The following is a 24,520-nucleotide window of genomic DNA, read 5'->3' on the forward strand; positions in this document are numbered from 1 at the left end:
TGACGAACCAATATGAAATAAGGAAGTTCGCAGAGACACCGATTATCAGCAGGAAAAAATCGGCTGATCCGATGCATCATCGTTACGCAAGCCCGGACATCGCCTCCGTCATATTGAGTACGTTAGAGCCCTGATTATTCAGGGCTTTTTCGTTTCTGGCTTTTCCTTTAGGCAAGACTAGATCAAAATTTTCGCAAGTTTCCTGTCGCGTTTTTTAACGACCGACGGTGATTTATCCATGCTTCGGTGTACATTGGGTTGTAACGCTGTAAATCATTACTTCATCTAGTTACCAATGCTGGAAAACGAATCCACTCAAAGGACGAACACGATGAGCCGCACCAGCCATATCTGCCTGATGGCGACCTATAACGAGTGGATGAACGCGAAGGTCTATGCAGCCGCCAGGGGCTTGTCCGATGAAGAACTCTCAGCGGATAGAAAAGCATTCTTTGGCTCTATTCTTGGGACGTTGAACCACCTGACGATCGGAGACAGAGTCTGGCTAAAGCGATTCGCCAATCACCCAACGAACCACTCAGCACTGGAGCCGATCAGGCAACTTCCCACCCCCGAAAACCTCAACCAACTCCTGTTCTCAAATATCCGAGAGCTCTGCGCACATCGAGGATGGCTCGACCAGATAATTGTCGAATGGTCTCGCTCAGTTACAGAGTCGGATTTAGATCACACCCTCAATTACACAAGCATGAAGGGAGTACCTGCTGACAGGAGCTTTTATGGCTTGGTCATGCATTTTTTCAACCACCAGACGCATCACCGCGGCCAAGTTACCACCTTGCTTTCACAAGCTGGTGTCGACGTAGGCGATACGGATCTGGTCGCCTTAGTTCCATGCGAGTCTCGCGCATAGTAAAAAGCCCAGCGGGTGGGCTGGGCCTTCTCGTTTCGGGGGTAGGCTCAATGGAGCTGGCGTTGCCTCTGTAGCTCAGTCTTCAGCCAGGTGCTCGTCGGTTGGACGCCCGCTGAACAACGCACTTCATAGGCTTTGCCATTCATGCTGCTTTTAGAGGCAGCGAGATCGATGAAGTCTTCTGCACTGCTCACCAAATTCTTGCCTTCTAGATAATTCAGCTTCTTTTCGAGATGTGCCCGAGCCTCGGGTCCAGGGTATTCACTGCCATTGCGCACGAACTTACACTCACTGCGCTCCACAAAATCCAGTAAGCCCTTTATCTCTTGGTTTGCCTGAGGCGTGGTTTGAGCCTGTGCACCACCCGCCACTGCAAAAAGGCCAATAGAAGCGGTGATCAGCCATTGGCGGAAAATGGGTCGAGTCACCGCTACTTTCAAAGTCCACATGATTCTTCCTCGTCCTGAAAGGCGTGACTGTAGCACCGAGCAGTCAGTAACTAAAAAGTCCGACGCTGATCGTGATGCTGTTCACTTAAGCAATTTCGGCCGCGACGCATTTTTTGTAGCAGCTGCCGAAGGCTGCGTTCGACTGCGCTGCAGTCGTGAGTCCGGCTGCCATGGTGTACCTGACGCACCGCAATGACTGATTATACGACTGCTTCGCAGCCGAACGCAGGCTTCGCCAGCTGCTACAGATCGCATCGCAATCATGCGCCTCGACAACATCTGGGACACGAAAACTCTCGCCTTCCACGGCGGTGTTTACAACCAGATCGACTACTCCGACACCACGGACCCGGAAAACGATTCGGCGTGCATTATCAGCGACCTTTCCATCACTCACGCCTGATACGTTTCGCGTGAACAAGACAACCGTCGCCACGTCAGCCTGACAATACAGTGCCAGTCGTCGGCAGAGGGGGCCCTCCCCGACACCCATTACTATGCTTTCAGTTCAATACATGGAGGTATTTATGGCAAATGACGCTAGCACGACTATCAATATCCGCGCTGATATTCCCACAAAACAATTTCATGCTCAGCCTTTAGATCCTGATTTTGGCAAGGATGAAGTGATGACGTACAACACTGTAACCAGCGAGCTAACACAACTTTCTACTACTTTTTCGCTGAAAAATACTGCTGGTTCTATTGATGCATATCTACAGGATGGTCCCGCCGCGCTTACCAACGGTACGGGCTCGATTCCTCTCACGATCACTTTAGGTGGCGTCACGTTGGATGGGACGCCCAAAGAGGTTGCCGCAGATGCTGAGAGCAATCCAGGACTACAGAGAGCAATGACGATCAGTGCAGCGAAACCCAGCGATACACAGACCGGGCGGTACACGGGGGTAGTCACTGTAATTTTCGACGATGTTCCCCGCAAATAGCATTAGGGGCGTTCATCCGTTCATGGTGAACGCCCTCTTCCACTCTAATCAGAAGGTATTTATGGACAGCAAAGGCATGGATGAACAGCTTATATCTAAAGAGTATCTGGAAGAGCTGGAGGCAGGAGGCAAAGGCTTGGTAGTTACTATTCAGCCCTATCCAGATATGCGGCCCAGTGACGTTATTCAGCTTTACTGGGGCGGACCTTCCGCTCAGCGGAATAAGCTCAGCGTTGCGATAGCTCGCGCTGACAGTCTTGATTTATCGAACGAGGTGTCTATCGATGGCTCTGCCACGCTAGAAGTGAAATATCTCTAAATCGATGAATATTTAGGACAACAAGCCCCCTCATAAGCAGGCAGATCTTCCGCCCAATAAAACCTCATCGGCAACCAGCGGAACGGATGAGTGCAGCCGTGAGGTTTTGGATCAGGTCACGATCTGAATGCACGACTGGAAATGCTGACATTATTTTGGTCTGGATCTTTGGCATTGGAAAAACTGTACCCCTCTGCCTCGTGTGTCGGGCCAAAAAGCAGCCCCTTTTCTGCCGAGATCTCCTTGAAAGCCCGAACGTCATCCACGTCAAAAACGATTTTGACGCACGCCTGACCGTTCTTTAGGCCTTTGGCCGCCTTGTGCAGAAGTAGCTTGGCGCCACCTGCTGGCGAAGTCAGTTCCGTGATGCCATTGAGTTCCGGCAATGCGGAAAACCCAAAATGCCGAGTGTAGAAATCAGATGTTTTCGCGACATCCTTCGCATAAATGATCACCGCATTGATTGCTGGCTTCATATCCCCTCCCTGGTGGATCACTCAAATCAGCTAGCCATCTTAGACGTAAATCCTCAACACGCCACCGTCCAACTCATCCCGCCACCCTGGAGGCGACCATGTCAGCACAACGCAAGGCCGTTAGACGAAGGTGAGCTTGTAGCGTTTGTCACGCGTACAAGCCATACCCTGCCGCGATGATCAGCGGAGCAACCAGCAGCATTGCCCAGAACCCCGATTTTGGAACAGCAGTGACGCAAATGATCGAGATCATAAGCACATAGATGCCAACAATTTTAAGTAGCGCGAGATCACCAACTGCTACGGCGTGAATCGCTGTATGCCCTGCGAGCATAAAAAGCGGCCCCAGCACGGTAAACCAGAGGGCAGTACGTCGATCTTCGTGCGCTCTGAATTGGTCAACAAAGCCAGCGTCTACAGCGGCGGCGAATGCTGTTTTGAACTTGATAATACCGAACGGAATATGCAAGATGCCCAAGGCGAACAGGGTCCATGCGACGATGTTTGACATATCTCATATGCTCCGTAACGGTAAGGTTGGATAAGTGCCTGACGCTTGGTTAAGGAGCTGGTTTTAGCCGATCCCGAGTGAGCGCAGCGAGCGGCTTGAACCGCATGCTAGGCTGCGCCACCGATGGCACGCCAGCCGCAAATATTTGATGACTCAAAGCTGCGGAGCAGCCATAAACACCTCCCCTCGAACCCCAACCTTGATTCGCTCGAACCAGAACAGAGCACTGCAGCTCAACAACTCCCGTGACTGGTGCGTCGATCGCCTTTAACCAGAATGAGGTCGGCCTGCCCTCAATGCCTGTCCCTCTTCTTATCCGGTCTTTTCTACGAGTGCCTTCCACGCCTGGCCCATCATTCATCGTGGCGATCGAATGGAGTGCCCCTTTTCACTGGATGGACGACACGCTTGCTTACCGGTGATGGCACATGCTGGCAAACAACTTGCTTGGGTATGGTCAGGCTTGAGCCATCAACGACGATGGCTTCGCAAACATCACGGACAACGGCGTCCGCTTCCCTGCACATTGCGGCAGGTGGGCGTACGCCGTTTTTGCTTTCACCCCGGCATAAAAGGAAATCCTCATGCCTGCTCAAGGAATACTCCCCACGGGTCATGCCATCGCGACTCTGCACAGCGATGTCGGCAGGTCACGCCCTGCCGGCATTGCACTCCGGGTATTGTTCGAACCTGGCATGGCCCTGCTCGAACGCAGCAGGATCGGCCTCTGGTTACCACTCGGATTGGCCCTCGGCGCCTGCGGTCTCGCACTGGCCGCACAGCCCGCAAGCGCACTGACGCTGATACCTGGCGTTCTCTACCTGGGGTGCGCCTGGCATCTTCGCGAGCGTCATCAACGCCATCTGCAGGCATTCTGGAATACTGAACTGGCCCGTCTGTTACGCGGCGCCCAGAAGGCCGACCCGGCGACGCTGCTGGTGGCCGCCAGCATGCAGCTGCGCAACGGCGAGCGTTTACGCAGTGAAGTCCATTTCGCCAGCCGTGCCCTGGAAAAAATGGCCCAGCAGGCCCGCGACCAGGGTGAAGAGCAGAGTCAACGGATCGCCATGATCGCTGCCGCCAGCGAGCAGATCGATCAGACCCTGCACAGTATCGAGGCCTTGGCCCAAGGGGCGCTGGCGGCCTTCGCCAACGCCCATGCCCAGAGCGACGCTGGTTGTCTGCAAGCGCGTTCAGTGGGTGGCAGCATGCGTGCCATCCAGCACAGTCTGGGCAATACCGCGCAGGCTGTGGAAGCATTGCTGCAGCGCACCACCGCAGTGGAAAGCACCGTCAATAGCATCCAGGCACTGGCCAAGCAGACCCAATTACTGGCACTCAACGCCTCCATCGAGGCTGCCCGCGCTGGCGAGCACGGTCGTGGTTTTGCCGTGGTCGCCGACGAAGTCCGCAGCCTGGCTCAGGCCACCGACCGGGCGACCAACGAAATCACCACGGCCGCGACGGCGATCGCCACAGCCGTGCGCCAGGTGGATGGCGAGGTCAAAGAACACCGTTCTTTGCTGGAAGCAGGCAGCCAGCAGAGCGAGCACCTCGCCGCCAACCTCGACGACCTGGCCCAACAAAGCCAGACCAATCTGCAACACCTCGGCGCCATGCAACAGGCGCTCAGCGAGCACCAACAAGCCAATCATGCCCTCAGCGAACAGTTGCAACAGGTCAATGGGGCGGTGCAGGAGCAGAGCATGCAGACCCATACGCTGCACGACCTGACCCGCTATCTCAACCAGCTCACTGTCGGAAGCCGCCCATGAACCTACAACTCGCCGCAGCACTCGAGGGTGGGCAATCCCGACGCAGCCGTCTGCCACAGGGAGACACGGAACTAAGGCAGGCTCTCTCGCTGGGCCTCGACCTGCTGCAAGGCCTGCAACAGCATCGCGGCCTCGGCGGACAGACCACCCGCGCGGCACAACAGCGTTGCCAGGCACTGGGGCATTCGCTCGACCAACGCTGGAAAGAGTGGCCGTATTCCGCACAGTGCCAGGCCTGGAGCGCGCTACGCCGCGATCCAGCGGATTTCGATGGCCATTGCCGGTTGCTGCAAGACCTGCTCGGCGCCATCCAGCACCTCGAACTGCAGCGCTGCGCGCTTAATCTGCAGCCCCCTAGCATCGCCGAGCGCTGTTGGGAGCTGGAAGACCTGGGGCGACTGCGCGGTCTGTCGGTGCGCGCCGCCGCCAATCAGAATTGCCCATTGGAAATGCTTGTTCAATTGCAATACCTGCACGAGCGCTTGCTCAGGCATGCCCCCCGCTCGCTGCACAACGCTCTCGAACGGCTGCAACGCTGCCTGATCGGTACAACCACGGTGTCCATCGCCCCAGCGGAGTGCTACGCCCTTCTCACCCCATTGCTCGACGAGCACCTCGACGCCATCCGCCGGGATCTGGGCTGAGGTCGGTAAGTTAAGGAATTTCTGGCTTTGCACATTCCCCGTAGCAGCAGCCGAAGACTGCGTTCGAGCCGGGGTCGCGCCCGACCGCAGCGCTCGCAAAATGGCAAACTTCGTCCTTTCAGAAGGACCGCATATCGCCTGTTTGCGACCGCTGCGCGGCCGAACGCAGGCTTCGCCAGCTGCTACGGTTCGCGTAACGGCTGAACTTACCGGCATTAGAGATAATTCGACTTCGCAGCGGGTGCAGAGAGAGCCGTTTTAGTTCACCTCGCACCTAAGCCGCCCAACAAACGATCAGCGCTTCGCTCCCCCTGGCTCTACGCCCCCTTCGATATCCTTTTCGATGACATCAAAAGCCACTTCAAGCCTTTGTTCCAATTGGCTTTTTAGTGCAGAAAAAAGATCGGACACAAACCTGGCAAGCCCTTTGCTATGGCTGTCTTACAGACTCATGCAGCACGCCAATGGCGGCGTGCTGCACTTTCCGGACAACGGCGTCCGCCAGGTCCCTCTATCGAGGGTGCCTGGCGCACGCCGTTTTTGTTTACCCCTCAAAAAAGGATGTGGATATGACTGATGAGCGTGACTCGCAACATCCGGTGCACCCCGGCCGGCGCACCTTCCTGAAGCAATCCTTGGTGGCGGCAGGCACGGTCGCCGGGATCGCCGCCCTTGATCTGGCCGCGCCGGGTTTGCTGCGCAGTGCGGTCTGGGCTGCCGGCAGCGATGCACCGGAGAAGGCTGCACTGAAGGTCGGTTTCATTCCGCTCACCGACTGCGCATCAATCGTGGTGGCGGCAACCCAGGGTTTCGGCGAAAAATACGGCCTCACCATCACGCCAAGCAAAGAGGCGTCCTGGGCCGGCGTGCGCGACAAACTGCTCAATGGCGAGCTGGATGCTGCCCATGTGCTCTACGGTCTGATCTATGGCGTGCAACTGGGCATCGGCGGGCCGCAGAAAGATATGGCCATGCTCATGGGGCTGAACCAGAACGGCCAGGCGATCACCCTCTCCAGGCAGTTGCAGCAAGCGGGCGTGACCAATGGCGAGCAACTGGCAGCCAAGGTCAAGCAAGGCGGTACCCCACTGACCTTCGCCCAGACGTTCCCCACCGGCACCCATGCCATGTGGCTCAATTACTGGCTCGCCAGCCTCGGCATCAACCCGATGAGCGACGTGAAAACCATCGTGGTGCCACCGCCACAGATGGTCGCCAACATGCGCGTGGGCAACATGGACGGCTTCTGTGTCGGCGAGCCCTGGGGAGCCCGGGCGATCTCCGACAACATCGGCTTCACCGCCCTTACCACCCAAAAACTCTGGCCCGATCACCCGGAGAAAATCCTTGGCACCACCCGTGCCTTCGTCGAGCAATACCCCAACACCGCCCGGGCGCTGACCATGGCAGTGCTCGACGCCAGCCGATTCATCGAGGCCAGCGTAGAGAACAAGAAAAGCACCGCCCAACTGATCGCCGGCAAAGCCTACGTCAATGCTCCTGTGGAAGTGATCGAACAACGCTTCCTCGGCCACTACGACGACGGTTTAGGCAACCAATGGACGGACGAACATGCGATGTCCTTCTGCAAGGATGGCAGCGTCAACTATCCCTACCTGTCGGACGGTATGTGGTTCCTCACTCAGTTCCGCCGTTGGGGCCTGCTCAAGGAGGATGTGGACTACGCCGGCGTGGCCAAGTCCATCAACCAGACCAAACTCTACGGCGAAGCCGCCAGCCAGCTGGGCCTGGCCATACCGGGCAGTCCGCTGCGCAGTAGCACCCTGATCGACGGCAAGGTCTGGGACGGCTCCAATCCGGCCGCCTATGCCAACTCCTTCACCATCAAAGCCTGACCGGAGTAACCCGCCATGAACGCACCCCTCAAGTTGCCAGCGCCGCCCACCACTACGGCGAGTACCCAGCCAGAGCGTCGCTCTCCCCTTCTGAGCGGGTTGCGTCAACGCGCCAGGGATGGCATTGCCCCAGTATTGGGTATCGCCCTGTTTCTCGCCGTCTGGGCATTGATAGCAGCGCGAAGCGAAGGCCTGCCCGGCCCGCTGGCGACCTGGTATTCGGCTCTGGAGCTGTTCAGCGCCCCCTTCTACGACAACGGTCCGAACGACATGGGCATCGGCTGGAACGTGCTGGCCTCCCTTGGCCGGGTCGGCGTCGGCTTTGGTCTTGCTGCCCTGCTCGGTATCCCGCTGGGCTTCGCGATCGGCCGCTTCGCCTTCCTCGGCGGCATGTTCGCGCCGATCATCAGCCTGCTACGTCCGGTCTCGCCGCTGGCCTGGTTGCCGATCGGCCTGCTGGTGTTCAAGGCTGCCGGTCCGGCATCGATCTGGGTGATTTTCATCAGCTCGATCTGGCCGATCATCCTCAACACCGCCGCGGGGGTCGCCAGCGTGCCGCAGGATTACTTGAACGTCGCGCGGGTGCTCAAGCTCAGCGAGTGGAAGGTGTTCACCCATATCCTGTTTCCTTCGGTGCTGCCGCATTTGATGACCGGCATTCGCCTGTCCATCGGCGTGGCGTGGCTGGTGATCGTCGCCGCAGAAATGCTCACTGGCGGTGTCGGCCTGGGCTTCTGGGTGTGGGACGAATGGAACAACCTCAACGTCGAACACATTCTCATCGCCATCATCATCGTCGGTCTGGTCGGCCTGCTGCTCGAGCAGGGTCTGCTGTGGATCGCCAAACGCTTCGACTACACCAACTGAACCGACTCGCGCTGGTGAATGGGTGGGTTACCCGCACCTGACGCTTACCCGATGCAGGAGTACCGAGATGACAAAATTCGTCGAGCTGACCCAGGTCAGCAAACACTTCGATACCCGGAAAGGCCGCTTCCAGGCCCTCAGCAACGTCAACCTGAACATCGCCCGCGGCGAGTTCGTCTCGTTGATCGGCCATTCCGGTTGTGGCAAATCCACAGTGTTGAACCTGATCGCCGGTCTGCTTGACGCCAATGGTGGCGGGTTGATCTGCAACGGTCGCGAGATCGACGGCCCCGGCCCTGAGCGTGCGGTGGTGTTTCAGAACCACAGCCTGCTGCCTTGGCTGACCTGCTTCGGCAACGTGCACCTGGCCGTGGAGAAGGTATTCGGCAAACGCGAAAACAAGGCTGCGCTGAAGGCGCGCACCGAAACGGCACTGGCAATGGTTGGCCTTGACCACGCGATGCATAAGCACCCCAACGAAATTTCCGGGGGCATGAAGCAGCGTGTCGGTATCGCTCGCGCACTGGCCATGGAGCCGAAAATTCTGCTGATGGACGAACCCTTCGGCGCGCTGGACGCCCTCACCCGCGCGCACCTTCAGGACGAACTGCTGCGTATCGTTGCAGCCACTCAGAGCACCGTGGTGATGGTCACCCATGATGTCGATGAGGCGGTGTTGCTCTCCGACCGCATCGTGATGATGACCAACGGGCCGGCGGCCACTGTCGGCGAGATCCTTAGCGTTGGCCTGGCAAAACCACGCAACCGCCTGGCGCTGGCCAACGACCCCGAGTACCACCGCTATCGCACGACGGTCCTCGAGTTCCTCTACCATCGCCAGCAAATGCCGGCGGCCTGAGAACGCAAAGCCCGCCTCGCGCGTATGCCAGCCAGTCACGTTGACTGGCATACGCGAAGGGGCCCATGCGATAACGCCAGAGTCATCGGCGAAACTGAAGAAACGCTTGCGCTGCCTGTTCGGGACAAGGCTTCGTCACTGGGCAACCGAGGGCTGGTCTACGCTGAAATGACAGACGGAGGACCTGACCATGTGCGGACGGCTTTCCCAATACAGAGGCATCCATGACTTCGTCGCAGCGCTAAGCATGCCCAATGCCCTGGTTAACAACGTCGGCGATCAGCCGTTCGGGCTCTACAACGCCGCGTCGTCGACTCAACTCGCCCTGCTCCACCAGGAAAGCAGCGTGCTGCACGCCGATAGGGTGCGCTGGGGATGGCGGCCGCACTGGGCCAAGGATCACGCAACGCCGATCAATGCCAGGGTTGAGAAAGTCGCCCACGACCCATTCTTCAAGGCGATATGGCCGCACCGGGCGATCATCGCGATCGACAACTGGTTTGAATGGTTTTACGAGGGCGGCCCGAAGAAACAACCCTACCTCATCCGCCGCAAAGATCGCGCACCGATCCTGTGCGCCGCGATTGGTCAGTACCCAAGGTACGAACATGAACCGGACGAGCATGACGGCTTCGTGATCATCACCGCCGACAGCGAAGGTGGGATGGTGGATTTCCATGACCGGCGCCCGGTGACGCTAAGCCCCGAACTGGCCCGGGAATGGCTGGACCCGGCTACGCCCAAGAGTCGCGCCGAACAGATGGTGTTGTTGCAGGGGGAGCCAACCGAGGCGTTCGAGTGGTTCAAGGTCGACCAGGCTATTGGCAACGTGCACAACCAGGGTCCAGATCTGATCAGACCGATCAGCGATTTACGCCCCTGAGCTATGCCCGACAAGCCGACAGCGCGATCAATTCCTGCTCACCAATACCGGTGATACCGATCATCGGCTTTGCTCCACTGCATCTCGTGCCCCCTTCGATACCACGGACGCAAGCCATCTCTGAGGCCAGAGGGAAGCACGACGACTGATAGCCAGCTACGCTGCTGCTCGACGAGAAATTTTAGAGAGTCTCTCTGGTCAGTCGTCTCGTATAAAAAAGCACGGATTCGCTGCACAACATAGATCAAGTCAAAAGGGAAATTTCGACTGTGAAAAATTTTATGTGTCTTAAAAAAGGGGCCTCAACTTATCAATTATGCATCGGCAGGCTGCGATTGATTATTTTCAGACTGTCCGCCAATCGTTATCGATGGAAGCCTTGGCGAAGAATATCCTTCCAGATCACTGATTGAGACTCTAAAGCGCTTCAGCTCCCCATACGGATGAGCTGAAGCCCTCCCGGACCTCTACACGATCCCGGGTAACTCAAATCCGAAGGTGTTGAAGCCCAGTCATGCTCATCAATCAACTACCGCCAGCTGTCCAAATACCCCTTAAGGAAAATTTTTCGGCGTTCCAGGCGACCGATGCTGTGGTGTTTGCTGATCTGGTAGATCTTGTGAAAAAAGTTCTCGATTGACTTGCGGGTAGTCCCCCTGTGCCCGTTCGACCAGTGCGTCGTAGTTTGCTTCAGTGATGTACCGATAAACCTCATGAAAATAGAAGAGGCCCATCTGGAAGCCCAGGGTTTCGCTAAAAAAGGCTGTGGGGGTCGAAAAACTGTTCTCCAGATCGACCGCCAGCGCTGCCTCCCGGCCATCCTGGGGCAACATAATATTTGCGGCCCACAAGGTCCATATGCACAACGTTCTTGGCGTGCAGTGATGAGAGCAGCTCAAAAGCGGTTTCGATGAGTTGTTCAACCGCCTGCGGATGAGCCCTGATCCAGGTCCGGCCGTCGATATGGTTGCTCAACAATTGAGTGATGAGAAAAAAGTGGTCCATCAGCCCCAGGCTGGAACGGCTATAACCGAAACCCTCCAGGCCGGCCACCCTGGCACCACGCCCGTGCGCTTCGACAGTATTGATGAATTCTTCGATCGCCCAGTCGGGCATGCCATTACGCCTCACTGGCCCGCGGTCGTCTCCCACTCTATCGGTCTGCTGCCATGGGACGAGTGGAGAGGAAACAATCTGAACCTGTGCTCCCCTCCCCAAGTCGAAAAAATTGGTAGCCATTAATCACTGAGGCATCACTTTAAAAGGAGTCCTTTTCATGAAGATTTCGGAAGTTATGACGAAAGATGTTCTAACAGCCAAGCCAAGCCAGACGATCCAGGAGGCCGCAAGCATGATGGCCAGGATCGATAGCGGCGCCATCATGGTTGAAGAGCAAGAGCGTTTGATTGGCATGATCACGGACCGGGATATAGCCATCAGAGCCGTAGCCGAAGGGCTCGCAGGAAAAACCCCTATCAGTAAAATAATGAGTGGCGGCATCCGTTATTGCTTTGAGGATGAAGACATAGAGCAGGTGGCTAAAAACATGGCAGACGTTCAACTCCGTCGCCTGCCCGTGCTCAATCGAGACAAGCGTCTGGTTGGCGTTGTCTCGCTGGGAAACATTGCCAGCACGCGCTCTCAATCCGCCGCGGCGACTGTTTTGTGCGGCGTGGCACAGGCTCATTAACCGGTTGGATAAGGGGCGGTTCAAACGATCATCAGGATTAAAGCTCGGATGGATCTGGCACGCTCGCCTGGCCTGGAGTCCCATTCGAAACTCGGCTTCAGGATCAGGCGAGTCCTTCTGTAAACATCCGCTGTCAACCGGCTCCCCGAGATACCCCCTTTCCCCTACCCAGCGCTCGTTCGCTGATCGCAGGCGCATTGCGCGACACCATCAGGCGTCGATGAGCAGGTCTTTGTCATCCGGGCCTAGCGCCGGTTCTTGATCCTCTAATCTGTCAGTTTCACGTTTATTTTTCAGCCGGGCTCGCGCGCGCTCGGTGTCGTAGGTCTTTCCTTCAGCCAAGGTACCCAGGGTTGATGAAATCCGATAAAAGCCACCACACGGTTCGCAATAAATGCGCAACCCGCCCCCGAACGAAAGATCTTCCCGTGCATTGATATTTCCACACAGTGGACAGCTCATAGCCACCTCCTGATTATTCAGCCACAACCGCTTTAGCCCGCCATAGACTCTGACAACCTGAGTCGGCGTGGTAATGAATGGCGGGGGCATGTTGATATCGACAGGGGTTATGCGGGGAGGTTGCTTATTTTTTACTCGCATTCGCCAACCAAGGCCGGCTGCGCTCATGAAATTTTTGCTGCTCATCGACCTCTCGTCGACGGGCCGGGCAATACACTGTGCCTCGCTGAATCTCTGTAGGAGTCACCGAAGGCTGCGATCTCTTTCAGGAGCCGCAAAAGATCGCAGCCTTTCGGCAGCTCCTGCAGAGGGACGGTGTTACAGCCGGGTGGAATCTAATCCAAAGTCAGCGGCTGCCTGGAGCGACTCGGCGGGATGACCGACCTCTCCTCGGTGTCACGATGCAATAAGGAAACGTTGTAATCATAGGTAGATATCAGCGGTATCGGCTCATCGTTGCGGGACATCTTAAGCCATTGTCTTGTGCGTTCGATGTCAAAGAATTCGTTCTTGAACTTCATTTTCGCAACAAGGTTCGCCGAGACCCTGAAGCGTCCACATCCGGCCGAACATTTAACTTCTGACCAGTCTCCAGCCGCGTGAACAGTGTTAGAGGCAGCGTGACAGATTAAGCACTTCATGTTCGATCTCCCTATCCATGAATTACCAACTGTAGTCGATCCGCGACCGAGGAACCGTCCACTCCAGCAGAAAATCCGACCATCCCGTCGCGCCGCCAGCCATAGCCGCTTGTCCAGGTAAGCACGTCGAAAAATGAAGAGCCCAGCGCAATGGCTGGGCTCTGGTTATCTTCTGTTTTCCAGCATCTTGTCGGCGAGCGCTTTAGCCCTTTGGATCAGCAGGTTCTGCCTGTCTTCGTGGGTGGCTTCTCCTACCACCGGTGCCGTCAGATTGCTTTCCGCAATCAGCGCAGCACAGAAGTATTGATCCCAAACAGCGCTTTGCTCCGACTCCTGTCTGTTCATTTGGTCGGCGATCATATGCGGCTCCTTTAGATGAGGTAGCACCGCTAGTTTACGCCCGAATCGCGAACACCCCGCGTCGCTGAGGATAATCGGCACCTCATTATCATGCCAATGGTTGGCGACAAGTCATTTCCTCGACTAGGATTTTTAACGTACAGGACTTCGCCCACTGTGTTGTGGCGACTCAACAAAGGAGAGATAGATGACATCTACTCGTATTTCCGAGCAAACCTATCGTGGTTGGTCCAGCCCCATCCTGCTTGAACTCAAGGAAAGAGAGCATCAGTTAGCCCCTTCGGAACGCCAGGCCCTGCAAAACGTCCTGGTAGAGAGGAGGCTTCTAAACACCGGAAACCCTTCCGGCAGTGATCGGCGCAAGGCTGAACCGGCCGAGTAACCACCCGGCATCAACAGCTGTCGTACACCCACGTTCAACACCCACGCTGCTGGTGCTCTGCCGGCAGCGTGTTCATAAACACCAAATTCCAGGTAAAAAAAAGCCCAGGCAGCTGATGGACGCCTGGGCTTTAAAAATGCATAAACCGTGGTGGTGAACGCGGGGCGATATTACCTAATCCCGTGATTTGTAACAAGATATTTGAATCACTATCCGGTTACTAAGTTATCTAACTCATTAAATAACCACACTATATTTAGGCCCTCTACTACGTTCGCCCCGACTCGCGAACGAAGGGACCTCTACAAACAGTCCCGGACAGCCTTGCGCAATGCCCCTGACTTGGCCCATGGCGGTCCCTGATAAAGCGATACCCTGCTGCCATCCTTCGATTTCACGATATCCAGAATTTCGTCAGCCGTAATCACGCTCGGTGCGGTGATCCGGTAGCCATTGGAAATCGCCGATTGCGTCGATCCCGGAATGTCCTGACGCCACAACGGCAATACACACGCGGCATATTCCTTGGGCGCCTTATCGCTGTATTTGCTGACATTGGGCTCGCCGGGCACCACGGATGCGGGTAATGAACAGCCCGCCAACACAGCCACCGCTATTCCCGCTATCAACATGCGCATAACGCTTCCTACCCTGAAAAACGGGAAATGTAGCGTGTACTTGCGCAGACATCCAGCGGACAAGCGGCGATGTCTCTATAAAGGGGGGCTTTCTATAAAGGCGCTTCGCCCTGCCCCGGCTCGCCCCCCGAACCGGAATCGGGGTATGACCTCGCATTCAGGTACGTCATCCATCGCTCATACGCTTCATGCTGCCATTTCGTGACGCGCTCCCATTCCGCGCCGCTCAGCTGATGGGCCGAGATCAGTTTCATCATTTCCGTGGTTGCTGCATCCAAGTCAACAATCAGCTCATGTGCATGGTGTCTGAAATCATCGGTAGTCGTCATTTGAGATGGCCTCGCCCTGGCGAATAAATCACTACCTCAATACGACAGCAGAGCTGTTCACTCCGTTAATTTTCCCGACCAGTGGAACCACCTTCCATCCCTACCCCTTCACGCACACCACCTGTCGCAAGGTGTGCAGCACTTCCACCAGATCACGCTGGGCGTACATAACTTTGTCGATGTCCTTGTAGGCCATCGGAATCTCATCGATGACCGCCGCGTCCTTGCGGCACTCCACATGAGCGGTCGCGCGGATCTGGTCTGCGACAGTGAAGGTGTTTTTGGCTTTGGTGCGGCTCATGGTGCGACCGGCGCCATGGCTGCAGGAACAGAACGATTGTTCGTTGCCCAGGCCTCGTACGATGAAGCTTTTGGCCCCCATGGAGCCGGGGATGATCCCCAACTCGCCCTTCTTCGCCGACACCGCGCCCTTGCGGGTGATCAGGACGTCTTCACCGAAGTGCCGCTCTTTCTGCACGTAATTGTGGTGGCAGTTCACAGCCTCCAGCGCGACCTCGAAGGGTTTGCGGATCACGTGTCGCGTCGCCTGGATGACCGCTTGCATCATCAAGGCACGGTTTTGCCGGGCGAAGTCCTGAGCCCAGCCTACCGCTTCGACGTAGTCATCGAAGTGCCGGCTGCCTTCTTCGAAGTAGGCCAGATCGCGGTCCGGCAGATTGGCGATGTGCTGGCGCATGTCGGCCTGGGCTAATTGAATGAACAAGGTCCCGATGGCGTTGCCAACGCCGCGAGAACCGCTGTGCAGCATGAACCAGACGCGATTGGCCTCGTCCAGGCAAACCTCGATGAAATGATTACCGGTACCGAGGGTGCCCAGGTGCTGACGGTTGTTGGTGCTGGCCAGTTTCGGGTACTTGTCGGTGATCGCCTTGAACCGTGGGTTCAGCGCTGCCCAAGCCTGATCGGCCTGCTGTGGTACGCGCTCCCAGGCGCCTTCGTCGCGCCGGCCACGACTCAACATGCGGCCATGGGGCACGGCCTTCTCAATGGCGCTGCGCAGACCGTGCAGGTTGTCCGGCAAGTCGGCGGCGGTAAGGGAGGTGCGCGCGGCGATCATGCCGCAGCCGATATCCACCCCCACAGCCGCCGGAATGATCGCACCTACGGTTGGGATCACGCTGCCGATGGTGGACCCTTTGCCCAGGTGCACATCCGGCATCACCGCCAGGTGTTTGAAGATGAACGGCATCTTCGCGGTATTGATCAATTGCTGCCGGGCTTCGCTTTCAACCGGCACTCCCTCGGTCCAGAGTTTAATCGGCTTGCCGTTGGCGACTTCCAGCAGTTGGTAGGCAGGTTGTTGCATGATTTCGACTCTCTTCGGATCAGACGAACATAACGCTCCATTGAGGTAAATGGGATTACTATTTCGTAGCGGGGAATTGCAGGAGGTCATCATGTGGCTCAACGAATATGAACAGCAACTTCGGCGCGACCTGCAAGGCGTGGCGTCGGATCTGAGGTGGTCGGCGGTAGAGCTTTTGCGCATCGCAGAACAGTTGCGCCAGGCCGGCAATGATGTGGACGCAGAGGCAACGCTAAGGCTGTGTGCGTTGTTCCAGGGCGATGAAGAGCGACTGGCGGGCTATGCTGAAGAAGTAAAAGCAAAAACCATCACTCGAACGAAAGTTCACTAGAGAGCGCTGTCATGAACAAGCCTCTATGCGCGCTGATTGCTGTGCTGGCGGCGTCAGGTGGCTGCAACACGGATTCACACGTTTATCGAGACCAACCGCTGGTCGCCAGGGTCGAGACCGGCATGAGCAAGGATCAAGTCCGGCAGATTGGCGGCCAGCCTTTATCGATAACGGAACGCACGGTGGAGCCTGGCACCTGCTTTGACTACAAGCTGACTCAAGCCGGCCATCAGCAGCCATACAACGTCAGCTTCGATGGCAGGGGCAAGGTCGACCACAAAAGCTTCATGACCTGCGCGCAATGGAGTCATGCCCAACAAAAAGCCAGAGAGTATTCCCCCTCCACGGGCGGGATGGGCGGCAGCGGGTATTGACCCCCTGTAGCAGCTGCCGAGCCTGCGAGGCTGCGTTCGGCCGCGAAGCGGTCGTGAGTTCAGGCGGCGCAGTGTTTCAGCCAGACCTTGTATGCAGGTTTACGACCGCTTCGCGGCCGAACGCAGCCTCGCAGCCTCGCAGGCTCGGCAGCTGCTACAGCGCACTTATTTTTCTGATTTGTGGCTGCGCGACGATTTACCCGACCGGGCTCTGTAGGCGGGAAGCGAAGCCGCGTAGGCCAGTGCTTCCTCTCTGCTGCCAAAGGCTCCAAGCCGGTCACATTTGGTGCACACCCGCCAGGGGCCGTTGTTCACGCTGAGTACGTCATAGCCGTTCATGTGCATTTTGGTCAGCATCGGAACGCTCATAGTCACCTCCATTTCGGCAGTGATAGTCCAGGATCGACCCGATTACCTTACACCCGACCTTCGCTGAAGTGCCAACCAGACGTCGCGTCAGGATTCCGGCATCCCACTGCACTTTCAGCCCCCCTGTCGACTCCAACCCTTGAAACAGACACTTCAGCGGAACCCGGTCTGAATATTGCATTTTTATGACTGTTTTATGGCAAGCGGCAGTCGGATAACACATGAAAATACGCGCAACCGTCATTTGCGAGCAGGATCGGCATATCCTCCTGGTGCGCAAAGCCAGGTCTCTCTGGACCCTGCCCGGCGGAAAAGTCGAGCCAGGCGAAACCACTGCGGGCGCGGCGATACGAGAGCTTTACGAAGAAACCGGGCTTGGGGTCGACAGCCTGCTGTACCTGATGGAGTTGGAAACGGCCAGCACCCGGCACCATGTCTACGAGGTGTCGGTCGTAAACCTGGCAGAGGCTCGGCCACAGAATGAAATCTTCGACTGCATTTGGTATCCGCTGGACGCAGTACAGAACCTGAACACAAGCGACGCCACGCTCAGAATCGTCAAAGCGTTTCAGCGTCGCTTGTAGGTCGCAGCCTCTCTAGGCGTTGGCCAGTGCCGTCGCAGCCTTGTCGATGAACCCGGCAATCTCGGCCGGCATCGAGGCCAGCCACGCATGGCTGGCGTTCAGGGTCAAAATATCCCTGGCTCCAACGGTGGTATTGGCGTCAGCCCAGATCGCCGCCACCGACCGGCATGACCATGCCAGTGATGTAGGAGGCTTCGTCGCTGGCCAGAAACAGAATAGCGCTTGCCTGCTCATCCAGCGTGCCGTAACGCTTCATCAAACTGCTGTCGAGGGTCTGATCGACAATCTGCTGGTACCACAGCTTTTCCTGAGCGCTTTGTTCCGCGGTGTTGCGCGGGATCAGCCGCGGCGGTGCTTCGGTGCCACCGGGAGCGGTCGCATTGACCCGCACGCCACGACCGGCCGTTTCGAACGCCAGGCAAGCGGTCAGCGCATTGACCCCGCCCTTCGCCGCACCATAGGGCACGCGATTGACGCTACGGGTGGCGATGGACGAAACGTTGACGATGGCGCCGCTGCCTTGTTCGAGCATGAACGGCAGCGCAGCATGGCAACACCACAGTGTAGGGAACAACGAACGGCGGACTTCGGCCTCGATCTGCTGCTCTTCATAATGTTCGAAAGGCTTGGTCCAGATCGTGCCGCCGACGTTGTTGACCAGCACATCAAGGCGATCAAAGCGCTCGACAGCGGTATGCATCACGCGGCTGCATTCGCTGTATTGCTCAAGGTCGGCGGTCAGCGCGAGTACCTGGCTGCTCTGCCCCAATTGCTTCTGGAGCTCGAACACCAGATCGGAGCGGTCGACCAGAATCAACCGCGCACCTTCGGCGGCCATGCGTTCCGCCACGCGCCGGCCGATGCCTTGGGCGGCACCGGTAATCAGCGCGACTTTTTCGTGAAATCTGTTCATACAAACCTCGTGTCGAAGATCGCTTTCTCGGCAAACACGATCTGTAGCAGCTGGCGAAGCCTGCTGCTACAAAAGTGCGTCGCGCTCAAGCCGCGCTGGCGGCAAATTTTTCGTAGTAGAAGTTCGCAGGCGCAATGCCTTGTTCGCGGATGAACTGGCTGACCGCTTCGACCATCGGCGGCGGGCCGCACAGGTAGACGTCGACGTCGCCATCGTTCAAATGCCGAGGTTCAATGTGCTGGGTCACGTAGCCCTTGAGCGGGTGCCGGCTGTCAGGGTTGGCCACGCAGGCGCTGAAGCTGAAGTTCGCAATTCGCGCGGCGAAGGCTTCCAGTCGATCGAGTTCCACCAGGTCGAAATCGTTGGTCACGCCGTAGATCAAATGCAGCGGATGCTCGCTGCCCTGCTCGGCGATTTTTTCCAGCATCGCCGTAAACGGCGCCAGACCGGTACCACCGGCCAATAGCAACAACGGACGGCGGATATCGCGCAGATAGAAGCTGCCCAACGGCCCGGCCAGGCTCATGCTGTCGCCGGCCTTGGCCATGCCGGTCAGGAAGCTGCTCATCAAGCCGCCAGGTACGTTGCGAATCAGAAAACTGACCTCGCCGTCACGTTGCAATGAGCTGAACGAATAGGCGCGGGTCTGCTCGCTGCCGGGCACACCGAGGTTCACATACTGCCCCGGCAGAAACGCCAGTTTGCTCAGGGCCTCGCCCTTGATCGACAGCCCGATGGTGCTGTCGGACAACTGACGCACGGCGCTGATGGTTGCGTCATAACTGGCCTGACGGGTGCGACAGACATCCGATGAAACCGGCACCCGAACCACACAATCGCTCTGCGCACGCATCTGGCAGGTCAAGACAAAACCTCGCTCAGCTTCATCGGCGCTGAGGGCGTCTTCGATGTAGTCCTCGCCCAAATCGTAGCGGCCGGCCTCGGCGAAACACTTGCAGGTGCCGCAGGCGCCATCACGGCAGTCCAGCGGAATATTGATGCCTTGACGATAGGCGGCATCGGCCACGGTTTCGCCAGCGTTGGCGTCGATGAATCGGGTGACGCCGTCTTCGAAATTGAACGCAATGGAATGAGTCATGACGGCCGCCTCAGAGGTGGTAAACATCAATGACCTGGCGAACGTAGTCGTTCTTCAGGATCACTTTCTTGGCCAAGATCTGCGTGTTCTCACCGCGCACGTCCAAGGTGTAGAAACTGCTGCCGAAATAGCTGTCGACGGTCTTGTAGCGAAAGCTCAGGGTGTGCCAGTTGAAGCGCACCTTGCACAGCCCGTCGGCCTGTTCGATCAGCTCGATGTTGCTGAGGTTGTGCGAGGTGCGGGTGTCCGGCACGCTGGCACTGGAGCGCTCGGTCTTGATGCGGAAAATGCGGTCTTCCAGGCCCGTGCGGTTGCCGTACCAGATCAGCGAAATTTCCCGCTGTGGGTCTTCAGTCAGCTCGTCGTTGTCGTCCCAGGACGGCATCCAGAATGTCGCGTCCGGCGCGTACAACTCCAGCCAGTCATCCCATTGTTTGTCGTCGAGGTAACGTGCTTCGCGGTAGAGAAAGTCGCGCACGGTGTCATAGGTAATGGTCATTGCACGGCCTCCACTGCAATCAGTTCGGACTGTTCAGTGGCCAATGCCTTGAGCATGGTTTGCTGCCAATACTTGTGTTGCAGCACGAATAGGCCTTCGTCCTCGGTGCGCACGCCGCTGAGCAGCGGATGCAGGTCGATTTCCTTGGCCGCGTCATCGGCGCCTTCCACCCAATGTTCAGCGCCACGGGACATGTCGTTCCAGGCGGTGACGCTGCCCTGATAACCCGTCTGGCAGGAGCGAAACTCTTCCAGATCGTCCGGGGTGGCCATGCCGCTGACGTTGAAAAAATCCTCGTACTGACGAATGCGGCTCGACCGGGCGCTATCGCTTTCGCCTTTGGGGGCGATGCAGTAAATGGTGATTTCGGTGCGGTTGACCGAAATCGGCCGGGCGATGCGAATCTGCGAGCTGAACTGGTCCATCAGGTACACGTTCGGGTACAGGCACAGGTTGCGCGAGTTCTCGATCATCCAGTCGGCGCGAGCCTGGCCGAAGTCCCGGGCCAACTCGTCGCGACGCTCATACAGCGGACGATCCTCAGGGTTGGCCCAACGGGTCCAGAGCAACATATGGCCCTTGTCGAAGGAATAGAAACCACCGCCCTGCTTGGCCCAACTGCCAGCGCTCATGGTGCGGATGTCTTCGCCGGCTTCGCGCTGCTTGCGCTGGTTCTGGGTCGCCGCGTAGTTCCAGTGCACGGAGCTGACGTGATAACCGTCGGCACCGTTTTCGGCGGTGAGTTTCCAGTTGCCTTCGTAGATGTAACTGGAGGAGCCGCGCAGCACCTCCAGGCCATCGGCGGACTGGTCGACGATCATGTCGATGATCTTCGCCGACTCGCCCAGGTGCTCCACCAACGGCACCACATCAATCTTGAGGCTGCCGAACAGGAAGCCGCGATAGGATTCGAAACGCGCGACTTTGGTCAGGTCGTGGGAGCCTTCGCAATTGAAGCTCGCCGGGTAGCCGGCCGCCGCCGGGTCCTTGACCTTGAGCAGCTTGCCGGAGTTGTTGAAGGTCCAGCCGTGGAAGGGGCAGGTGTACGAACTCTTGTTGCCGGTCTTGTGCCGGCAGAGCATCGCCCCACGGTGACTGCACGCATTGATAAAGGCGTTCAACTCACCCTCCTTGTTGCGCGCGATGAAGATCGACTGACGCCCCATGGTAGTGGTGTAGAAATCGTTGTTGTTGGGGATCTGGCTTTCGTGGGCCAGGTACAGCCAGTTGCCCTCGAAGATGTGTTGCATCTCGAGATCGAACAGTCGCGGGTCGGTGAACATCTCGCGTTTGCAGCGATAGATGCCCTGTTCAGGGTTTTCTTCAAGCAGGGAGTGAAGGTATTCGGGTCGCAGGGACATGGCCGCCGCCTCCATTGTTTTTATTCAGGCAGGGCCATGCTAGGACGAGGAGATGGGGCGGACTATCCGCCGGGTGCAGACCTGTATCCGTTTTGTGCAGTAGGTGATGCGACGGCGTACCCGTGGCGAGGGGGCTTGCCCCCGTCGGGTCGCGAAGCGGCCCCCGGCATTCTGTCAGGCACACCGCATCGGCAGGATTTACGACTGCTGCGCAGCCGAACGGGGGCAAGCCCCCTCGCCACAAGCAAGCTCCCTCGCCACAGGTTACTCATTGATCTCAGTGGCGGCGTTTGAGGGTGTCCGAAGGCAACTCGCCGAACTGTTTGCGGTAGCTGTCGGAGAACCGGCCCAGGTGCAGAAAACCGTAATCCATGGCCACTTCCGTGACGTTGCGCACGTTGCAGGTCGGGTCGCTCAGATTGGCGTGGATGCGTTCGAGCTTTTTCTTCCGGATGTAGTTTTTCGGCGTGTCCCCCGCGTTGCGTTCGAACAACCCATACAGCGAACGCAGGCTCATCCGCGCCTGGCGCGCCAGTTCTTCGCCGTCGATGTCCTGCTTGAGGTTGCACGCGATGTAATCGACCAGCGCCTCGAACGTGGCCGAGGGTGAGCCGGGATCGGTGCGGATGACGTTGGTCTTCATCAGGCCGAGCATCTTGCTGACCACGATTTGCGCATAGTGCTCCTGCACCCGGGGAATCTGCTCGGTGGCTTCCGCCTCCTGGCAAATCATCGCCAGCAGACCGACGAAACCTTCCAGTTCATTGAGCCGATAACGGTTCTCCAGAAACCGTACGCCCTGCCCCGGATACCGCCAGCGCTGCTCCTCACACACCGAATCCAGCAGTCGGGTGGGAACTTTCAGGATGAATTTTTCGCAGTCGTCGGAGTAGGTCAGATCCACCGGATCGTCGGGGTTGATCAGCAACAACTCCCCGGGCGCGAAGTAGTGTTCCTGACCATGGCCACGCCACAGGCAGTTGCCACGCAGCAGCACTTGTAAGTGATAGATGCTGTCCAGCGCATGGGAAATAACCCGCACGCTGGCGCCGTAACTGATGCGGCACAGGTCGAGGCTGGCGAACTTGCGATGATCGAGGCTGGCCAGCGGCCGGCCGGCCCTGGGCATCTGCAGGCAATGATTGCCGACATGCTGATTGACGTAGCCCGACACCGCGTAGGGGTCGGCATGGTCGAAGACTCTGCTGCGATGACTCAACAATTGCGCTTGCATCATCGGTTCGCTCTCATTGTTGTTATAGGGTGCGTCGGGCGATTCTAGAGCAGTGCTCGCATCGATGTGTCAGTTGACCGACCTGTGGGAGCGAGCCTGCTCGCGAAAGGGTCATCATCTTCAACATCAACGTTGACTGACACTCCGCTTTCGCGAGCAGGCTCGCTCCCACAAAGGTTCGGCGGGTCGAGGGTATCAGTCCTCGAGTGCGCGGACCCGTTCGTGGCGTTGTTGCTCCTCAGGCTGGGCGGACGACTGTAGCGTGAAGTCGAAATCGATTTCGGCAAAACGACCGCTGACGCCATGGGCCGCCGCACGCTGCGGATCGTCGCTGAAAGTGATTTTGGCGATCAGTTCGTCACGGGTGGCGTAGGCGAAATCGTCATGCAGGTACTGATCGCCGTCGAGGTTGATCTGGGTGGTCAGGTGACGATGATCCGGCGCCGAAATGAAGAAGTGGATGTGCGCCGGCCGCTGACCATGACGGCCCAGTTGATCGAGCAATTGCTGGGTCGGACCGTCCGGCGGGCAGCCGTAGCCCGACGGCACGATGCTGCGAAAACGGTAACGGCCCTCGGCATCGGTGACGATGCGTCGACGCAGGTTAAATTCCGACTGAGTGGTATCGAAGTACGAATAGGTGCCACCGGTGTTGGCGTGCCAGACATCCACCACCGCGCCGGCCAGCGGTTCGCCGGCGGTGTTGCGTACTTGGCCTTGCATTAACAAAACCACGCCCGGATCGACGCCGTCGTCCAGCCGCGCTTCGAAGTTCGACAGCGGCGCACCGGCCACATACAGCGGCCCTTCGATGGTCCGTGGGGTGCCGCCGGATTTACCGGCCTGCTCGTCTTCGGCGTCCATCAGCAGGTCCAGGTAATGCTCAAGACCGAGCCCGGCCACCAACAGACCGGCCTCCTGACGCGCACCCAGCACGTTGAGGTAGTTGACGGCTTTCCAGAACTCTTCCGGGGTCACAGACAGGTCTTCGATGATGTTCACCGAATCCCGCAGGATGCGATAAATCAGCGCTTTGACCCGCGGATCGCCGGCGTCGTTGAGCAGGCCGCTGGCGTCTTCGAGAAACTTCTGGGCACTGGCAGTGTGGGAAATCTTGACGTTCATGGTGGTTCCTCATCTTGTAATTATTAGCGTAGCGAACTGAACAGGCTGGGTTCAGCGGTCATCCTCGCGAATGGAAGAAGGATGCTGGCACATCGCGGTGACTTCGATCGCCATGTACGGGTACAGCGGCAATTGCATCAGCAGCTCGTGCAGTTCCTGAACGCTGTCGACATCGAACACGCTGTAATTGGCATAGAGCCCGGCGATGCGCCACAGATGACGCCACGTGCCTTGTTCTTGCAGGCGCTGGGCCAGGGCTTTTTCGTCGGCCTTGAGCTTGGCGGCGCGTTCCGGGTTCATGTCGACCGGTAAATTCACGGTCATTTTTACGTGAAACAGCAT

Annotated in this window: 30 protein-coding genes and 3 pseudogenes; 15 read left to right on the plus strand and 18 right to left on the minus strand. The window is 57.7% G+C overall.

The genetic code is table 11. The features are described from left to right. Positions 1-331: 331 nt before the first annotated feature. A complete protein-coding gene (locus tag ACA044_RS18005) occupies positions 332-874 on the plus strand; it encodes a DinB family protein (protein ID WP_497442609.1) in 543 nt (180 codons plus the stop codon). A 47-nt stretch (positions 875-921) separates the two neighbouring features. On the opposite strand, the gene ACA044_RS18010 is transcribed toward ACA044_RS18005, so the two are convergent. Continuing rightward, positions 922-1,323 carry a YfeK family protein gene (locus tag ACA044_RS18010; protein ID WP_497442610.1) on the minus strand — a complete coding sequence of 134 codons (402 nt, stop codon included), beginning with the start codon at positions 1,321-1,323 and terminating at the stop codon, positions 922-924. Between the two features lie 256 nt (positions 1,324-1,579). On the opposite strand from ACA044_RS18010, the pseudogene ACA044_RS18015 reads away from it, so the two are divergent. The 3 genes and pseudogenes from ACA044_RS18015 to ACA044_RS18025 all read left to right on the plus strand — a co-directional run. After that, positions 1,580-1,726 (plus strand): annotated as a pseudogene (locus ACA044_RS18015) (polysaccharide lyase family 7 protein); the annotation flags it as partial. A 124-nt stretch (positions 1,727-1,850) separates the two neighbouring features. Further along, positions 1,851-2,270: a CS1 type fimbrial major subunit gene (locus ACA044_RS18020; RefSeq protein ID WP_497442611.1), complete on the plus strand. Its 420-nt coding sequence runs from the start codon at positions 1,851-1,853 to the stop codon at positions 2,268-2,270. Positions 2,271-2,508: 238 nt separating this feature from the next. Continuing rightward, a pseudogene (locus ACA044_RS18025) lies at positions 2,509-2,589 on the plus strand (DUF1120 domain-containing protein); the annotation flags it as partial. A gap of 116 nt (positions 2,590-2,705) precedes the next feature. On the opposite strand, the gene ACA044_RS18030 reads toward ACA044_RS18025, so the two are convergent. Continuing rightward, positions 2,706-3,065, minus strand: coding sequence for a VOC family protein (locus ACA044_RS18030; RefSeq protein WP_497442612.1), 360 nt, complete (start codon positions 3,063-3,065; stop codon positions 2,706-2,708). A 148-nt stretch (positions 3,066-3,213) separates the two neighbouring features. Further along, a complete protein-coding gene (locus ACA044_RS18035; protein WP_497442613.1) occupies positions 3,214-3,576 on the minus strand; it encodes a DUF6463 family protein in 363 nt (120 codons plus the stop codon). A 1,208-nt stretch (positions 3,577-4,784) separates the two neighbouring features. On the opposite strand from ACA044_RS18035, the gene ACA044_RS18040 reads away from it, so the two are divergent. The 6 genes from ACA044_RS18040 to ACA044_RS18065 all read left to right on the plus strand — a co-directional run bounded on the left by ACA044_RS18040 (position 4,785) and on the right by ACA044_RS18065 (position 10,460). Then, positions 4,785-5,351 (plus strand): methyl-accepting chemotaxis protein, encoded by a 567-nt coding sequence (locus ACA044_RS18040; RefSeq protein WP_497447256.1) that lies wholly within the window; start codon positions 4,785-4,787, stop codon positions 5,349-5,351. Continuing rightward, complete coding sequence (locus tag ACA044_RS18045; protein ID WP_497442614.1) at positions 5,348-5,995, plus strand: hypothetical protein; 648 nt, start codon at positions 5,348-5,350, stop codon at positions 5,993-5,995. Before ACA044_RS18040 ends, ACA044_RS18045 begins: the two co-directional genes overlap by 4 nt. A 569-nt stretch (positions 5,996-6,564) precedes the next feature. Next, a complete protein-coding gene (locus ACA044_RS18050) occupies positions 6,565-7,851 on the plus strand; it encodes a CmpA/NrtA family ABC transporter substrate-binding protein (RefSeq protein WP_497442615.1) in 1,287 nt (428 codons plus the stop codon). Positions 7,852-7,866: 15 nt separating this feature from the next. Further along, entirely contained in the window at positions 7,867-8,718 is an 852-nt protein-coding gene (ntrB, locus tag ACA044_RS18055; protein ID WP_497442616.1) for a nitrate ABC transporter permease, read from the plus strand. A 67-nt stretch (positions 8,719-8,785) separates the two neighbouring features. After that, positions 8,786-9,577 carry an ABC transporter ATP-binding protein gene (locus ACA044_RS18060; protein ID WP_497442617.1) on the plus strand — a complete coding sequence of 264 codons (792 nt, stop codon included), beginning with the start codon at positions 8,786-8,788 and terminating at the stop codon, positions 9,575-9,577. A 190-nt stretch (positions 9,578-9,767) separates the two neighbouring features. Further along, positions 9,768-10,460: an SOS response-associated peptidase family protein gene (locus ACA044_RS18065; protein WP_497442618.1), complete on the plus strand. Its 693-nt coding sequence runs from the start codon at positions 9,768-9,770 to the stop codon at positions 10,458-10,460. Positions 10,461-11,213: 753 nt separating this feature from the next. On the opposite strand, the gene ACA044_RS18070 is transcribed toward ACA044_RS18065, so the two are convergent. Further along, positions 11,214-11,576, minus strand: a complete 363-nt coding sequence (locus tag ACA044_RS18070) for a hypothetical protein (protein WP_497442619.1) — start codon at positions 11,574-11,576, stop codon at positions 11,214-11,216. 160 nt (positions 11,577-11,736) lie between these two features. Here ACA044_RS18070 and ACA044_RS18075 point away from each other — a divergent pair, with 160 nt between their 5' ends. Continuing rightward, positions 11,737-12,150 (plus strand): CBS domain-containing protein, encoded by a 414-nt coding sequence (locus tag ACA044_RS18075; RefSeq protein WP_497442620.1) that lies wholly within the window; start codon positions 11,737-11,739, stop codon positions 12,148-12,150. 210 nt (positions 12,151-12,360) lie between these two features. Here the strand turns inward: ACA044_RS18075 and ACA044_RS18080 are convergent, their stop codons facing one another. Together ACA044_RS18080 and ACA044_RS18085 are read right to left on the minus strand one after the other, a co-directional pair. Further along, the gene (locus ACA044_RS18080) at positions 12,361-12,798 is read right to left on the minus strand and encodes a hypothetical protein (RefSeq protein ID WP_497442621.1); all 438 of its coding nucleotides are present in this window, start codon (positions 12,796-12,798) and stop codon (positions 12,361-12,363) included. Positions 12,799-13,418: 620 nt separating this feature from the next. Next, positions 13,419-13,613: a hypothetical protein gene (locus tag ACA044_RS18085; protein ID WP_030130625.1), complete on the minus strand. Its 195-nt coding sequence runs from the start codon at positions 13,611-13,613 to the stop codon at positions 13,419-13,421. A 187-nt stretch (positions 13,614-13,800) separates the two neighbouring features. Here ACA044_RS18085 and ACA044_RS18090 point away from each other — a divergent pair, with 187 nt between their 5' ends. After that, on the plus strand, positions 13,801-13,995 hold the full coding sequence (locus ACA044_RS18090) for a hypothetical protein (protein WP_497442622.1): 195 nt from the start codon (positions 13,801-13,803) through the stop codon (positions 13,993-13,995). A 302-nt stretch (positions 13,996-14,297) separates the two neighbouring features. Here ACA044_RS18090 and ACA044_RS18095 read toward each other — a convergent pair whose 3' ends face one another. From ACA044_RS18095 to ACA044_RS18105, 3 genes are all read right to left on the minus strand, one after another. Further along, positions 14,298-14,633 carry a hypothetical protein gene (locus tag ACA044_RS18095; protein ID WP_497442623.1) on the minus strand — a complete coding sequence of 112 codons (336 nt, stop codon included), beginning with the start codon at positions 14,631-14,633 and terminating at the stop codon, positions 14,298-14,300. A 92-nt stretch (positions 14,634-14,725) separates the two neighbouring features. Beyond that, entirely contained in the window at positions 14,726-14,962 is a 237-nt protein-coding gene (locus tag ACA044_RS18100; RefSeq protein ID WP_497442624.1) for a hypothetical protein, read from the minus strand. A gap of 100 nt (positions 14,963-15,062) precedes the next feature. Next, complete coding sequence (locus ACA044_RS18105; RefSeq protein ID WP_497442625.1) at positions 15,063-16,289, minus strand: RtcB family protein; 1,227 nt, start codon at positions 16,287-16,289, stop codon at positions 15,063-15,065. Between the two features lie 91 nt (positions 16,290-16,380). On the opposite strand from ACA044_RS18105, the gene ACA044_RS18110 reads away from it, so the two are divergent. Next, a complete protein-coding gene (locus ACA044_RS18110; RefSeq protein WP_497442626.1) occupies positions 16,381-16,620 on the plus strand; it encodes a hypothetical protein in 240 nt (79 codons plus the stop codon). An 11-nt stretch (positions 16,621-16,631) separates the two neighbouring features. Then, positions 16,632-16,994: an osmotically-inducible lipoprotein OsmE gene (gene osmE, locus ACA044_RS18115; protein ID WP_497442627.1), complete on the plus strand. Its 363-nt coding sequence runs from the start codon at positions 16,632-16,634 to the stop codon at positions 16,992-16,994. Positions 16,995-17,159: 165 nt separating this feature from the next. Here the strand turns inward: osmE and ACA044_RS18120 are convergent, their stop codons facing one another. Then, complete coding sequence (locus ACA044_RS18120) at positions 17,160-17,363, minus strand: SPOR domain-containing protein (RefSeq protein WP_497442628.1); 204 nt, start codon at positions 17,361-17,363, stop codon at positions 17,160-17,162. Between the two features lie 221 nt (positions 17,364-17,584). On the opposite strand from ACA044_RS18120, the gene ACA044_RS18125 reads away from it, so the two are divergent. Next, positions 17,585-17,947, plus strand: coding sequence for an NUDIX hydrolase (locus ACA044_RS18125; RefSeq protein ID WP_497442629.1), 363 nt, complete (start codon positions 17,585-17,587; stop codon positions 17,945-17,947). 12 nt (positions 17,948-17,959) lie between these two features. On the opposite strand, the pseudogene ACA044_RS18130 reads toward ACA044_RS18125, so the two are convergent. The 8 genes and pseudogenes from ACA044_RS18130 to catC form a co-directional block, all read right to left on the minus strand. Next, positions 17,960-18,073, minus strand: a pseudogene (locus ACA044_RS18130) (alpha/beta hydrolase); the annotation flags it as partial. A gap of 13 nt (positions 18,074-18,086) precedes the next feature. Further along, entirely contained in the window at positions 18,087-18,860 is a 774-nt protein-coding gene (locus tag ACA044_RS18135) for a 1,6-dihydroxycyclohexa-2,4-diene-1-carboxylate dehydrogenase (protein ID WP_497442630.1), read from the minus strand. A gap of 85 nt (positions 18,861-18,945) precedes the next feature. Continuing rightward, on the minus strand, positions 18,946-19,959 hold the full coding sequence (gene benC / locus ACA044_RS18140) for a benzoate 1,2-dioxygenase electron transfer component BenC (protein ID WP_497442631.1): 1,014 nt from the start codon (positions 19,957-19,959) through the stop codon (positions 18,946-18,948). Between the two features lie 10 nt (positions 19,960-19,969). After that, complete coding sequence (benB, locus tag ACA044_RS18145; protein ID WP_497442632.1) at positions 19,970-20,458, minus strand: benzoate 1,2-dioxygenase small subunit; 489 nt, start codon at positions 20,456-20,458, stop codon at positions 19,970-19,972. Then, positions 20,455-21,819 (minus strand): benzoate 1,2-dioxygenase large subunit, encoded by a 1,365-nt coding sequence (benA, locus tag ACA044_RS18150; RefSeq protein ID WP_497442633.1) that lies wholly within the window; start codon positions 21,817-21,819, stop codon positions 20,455-20,457. Before benA ends, benB begins: the two co-directional genes overlap by 4 nt. A 277-nt stretch (positions 21,820-22,096) precedes the next feature. Beyond that, positions 22,097-23,056 carry an AraC family transcriptional regulator gene (locus ACA044_RS18155; RefSeq protein ID WP_497442634.1) on the minus strand — a complete coding sequence of 320 codons (960 nt, stop codon included), beginning with the start codon at positions 23,054-23,056 and terminating at the stop codon, positions 22,097-22,099. A gap of 192 nt (positions 23,057-23,248) precedes the next feature. Continuing rightward, the gene (gene catA, locus ACA044_RS18160; RefSeq protein ID WP_497442635.1) at positions 23,249-24,178 is read right to left on the minus strand and encodes a catechol 1,2-dioxygenase; all 930 of its coding nucleotides are present in this window, start codon (positions 24,176-24,178) and stop codon (positions 23,249-23,251) included. Between the two features lie 51 nt (positions 24,179-24,229). After that, positions 24,230-24,520: a muconolactone Delta-isomerase gene (gene catC, locus ACA044_RS18165; RefSeq protein ID WP_497442636.1), complete on the minus strand. Its 291-nt coding sequence runs from the start codon at positions 24,518-24,520 to the stop codon at positions 24,230-24,232.

The organism is Pseudomonas sp. LBUM1673 (assembly GCF_059695645.1).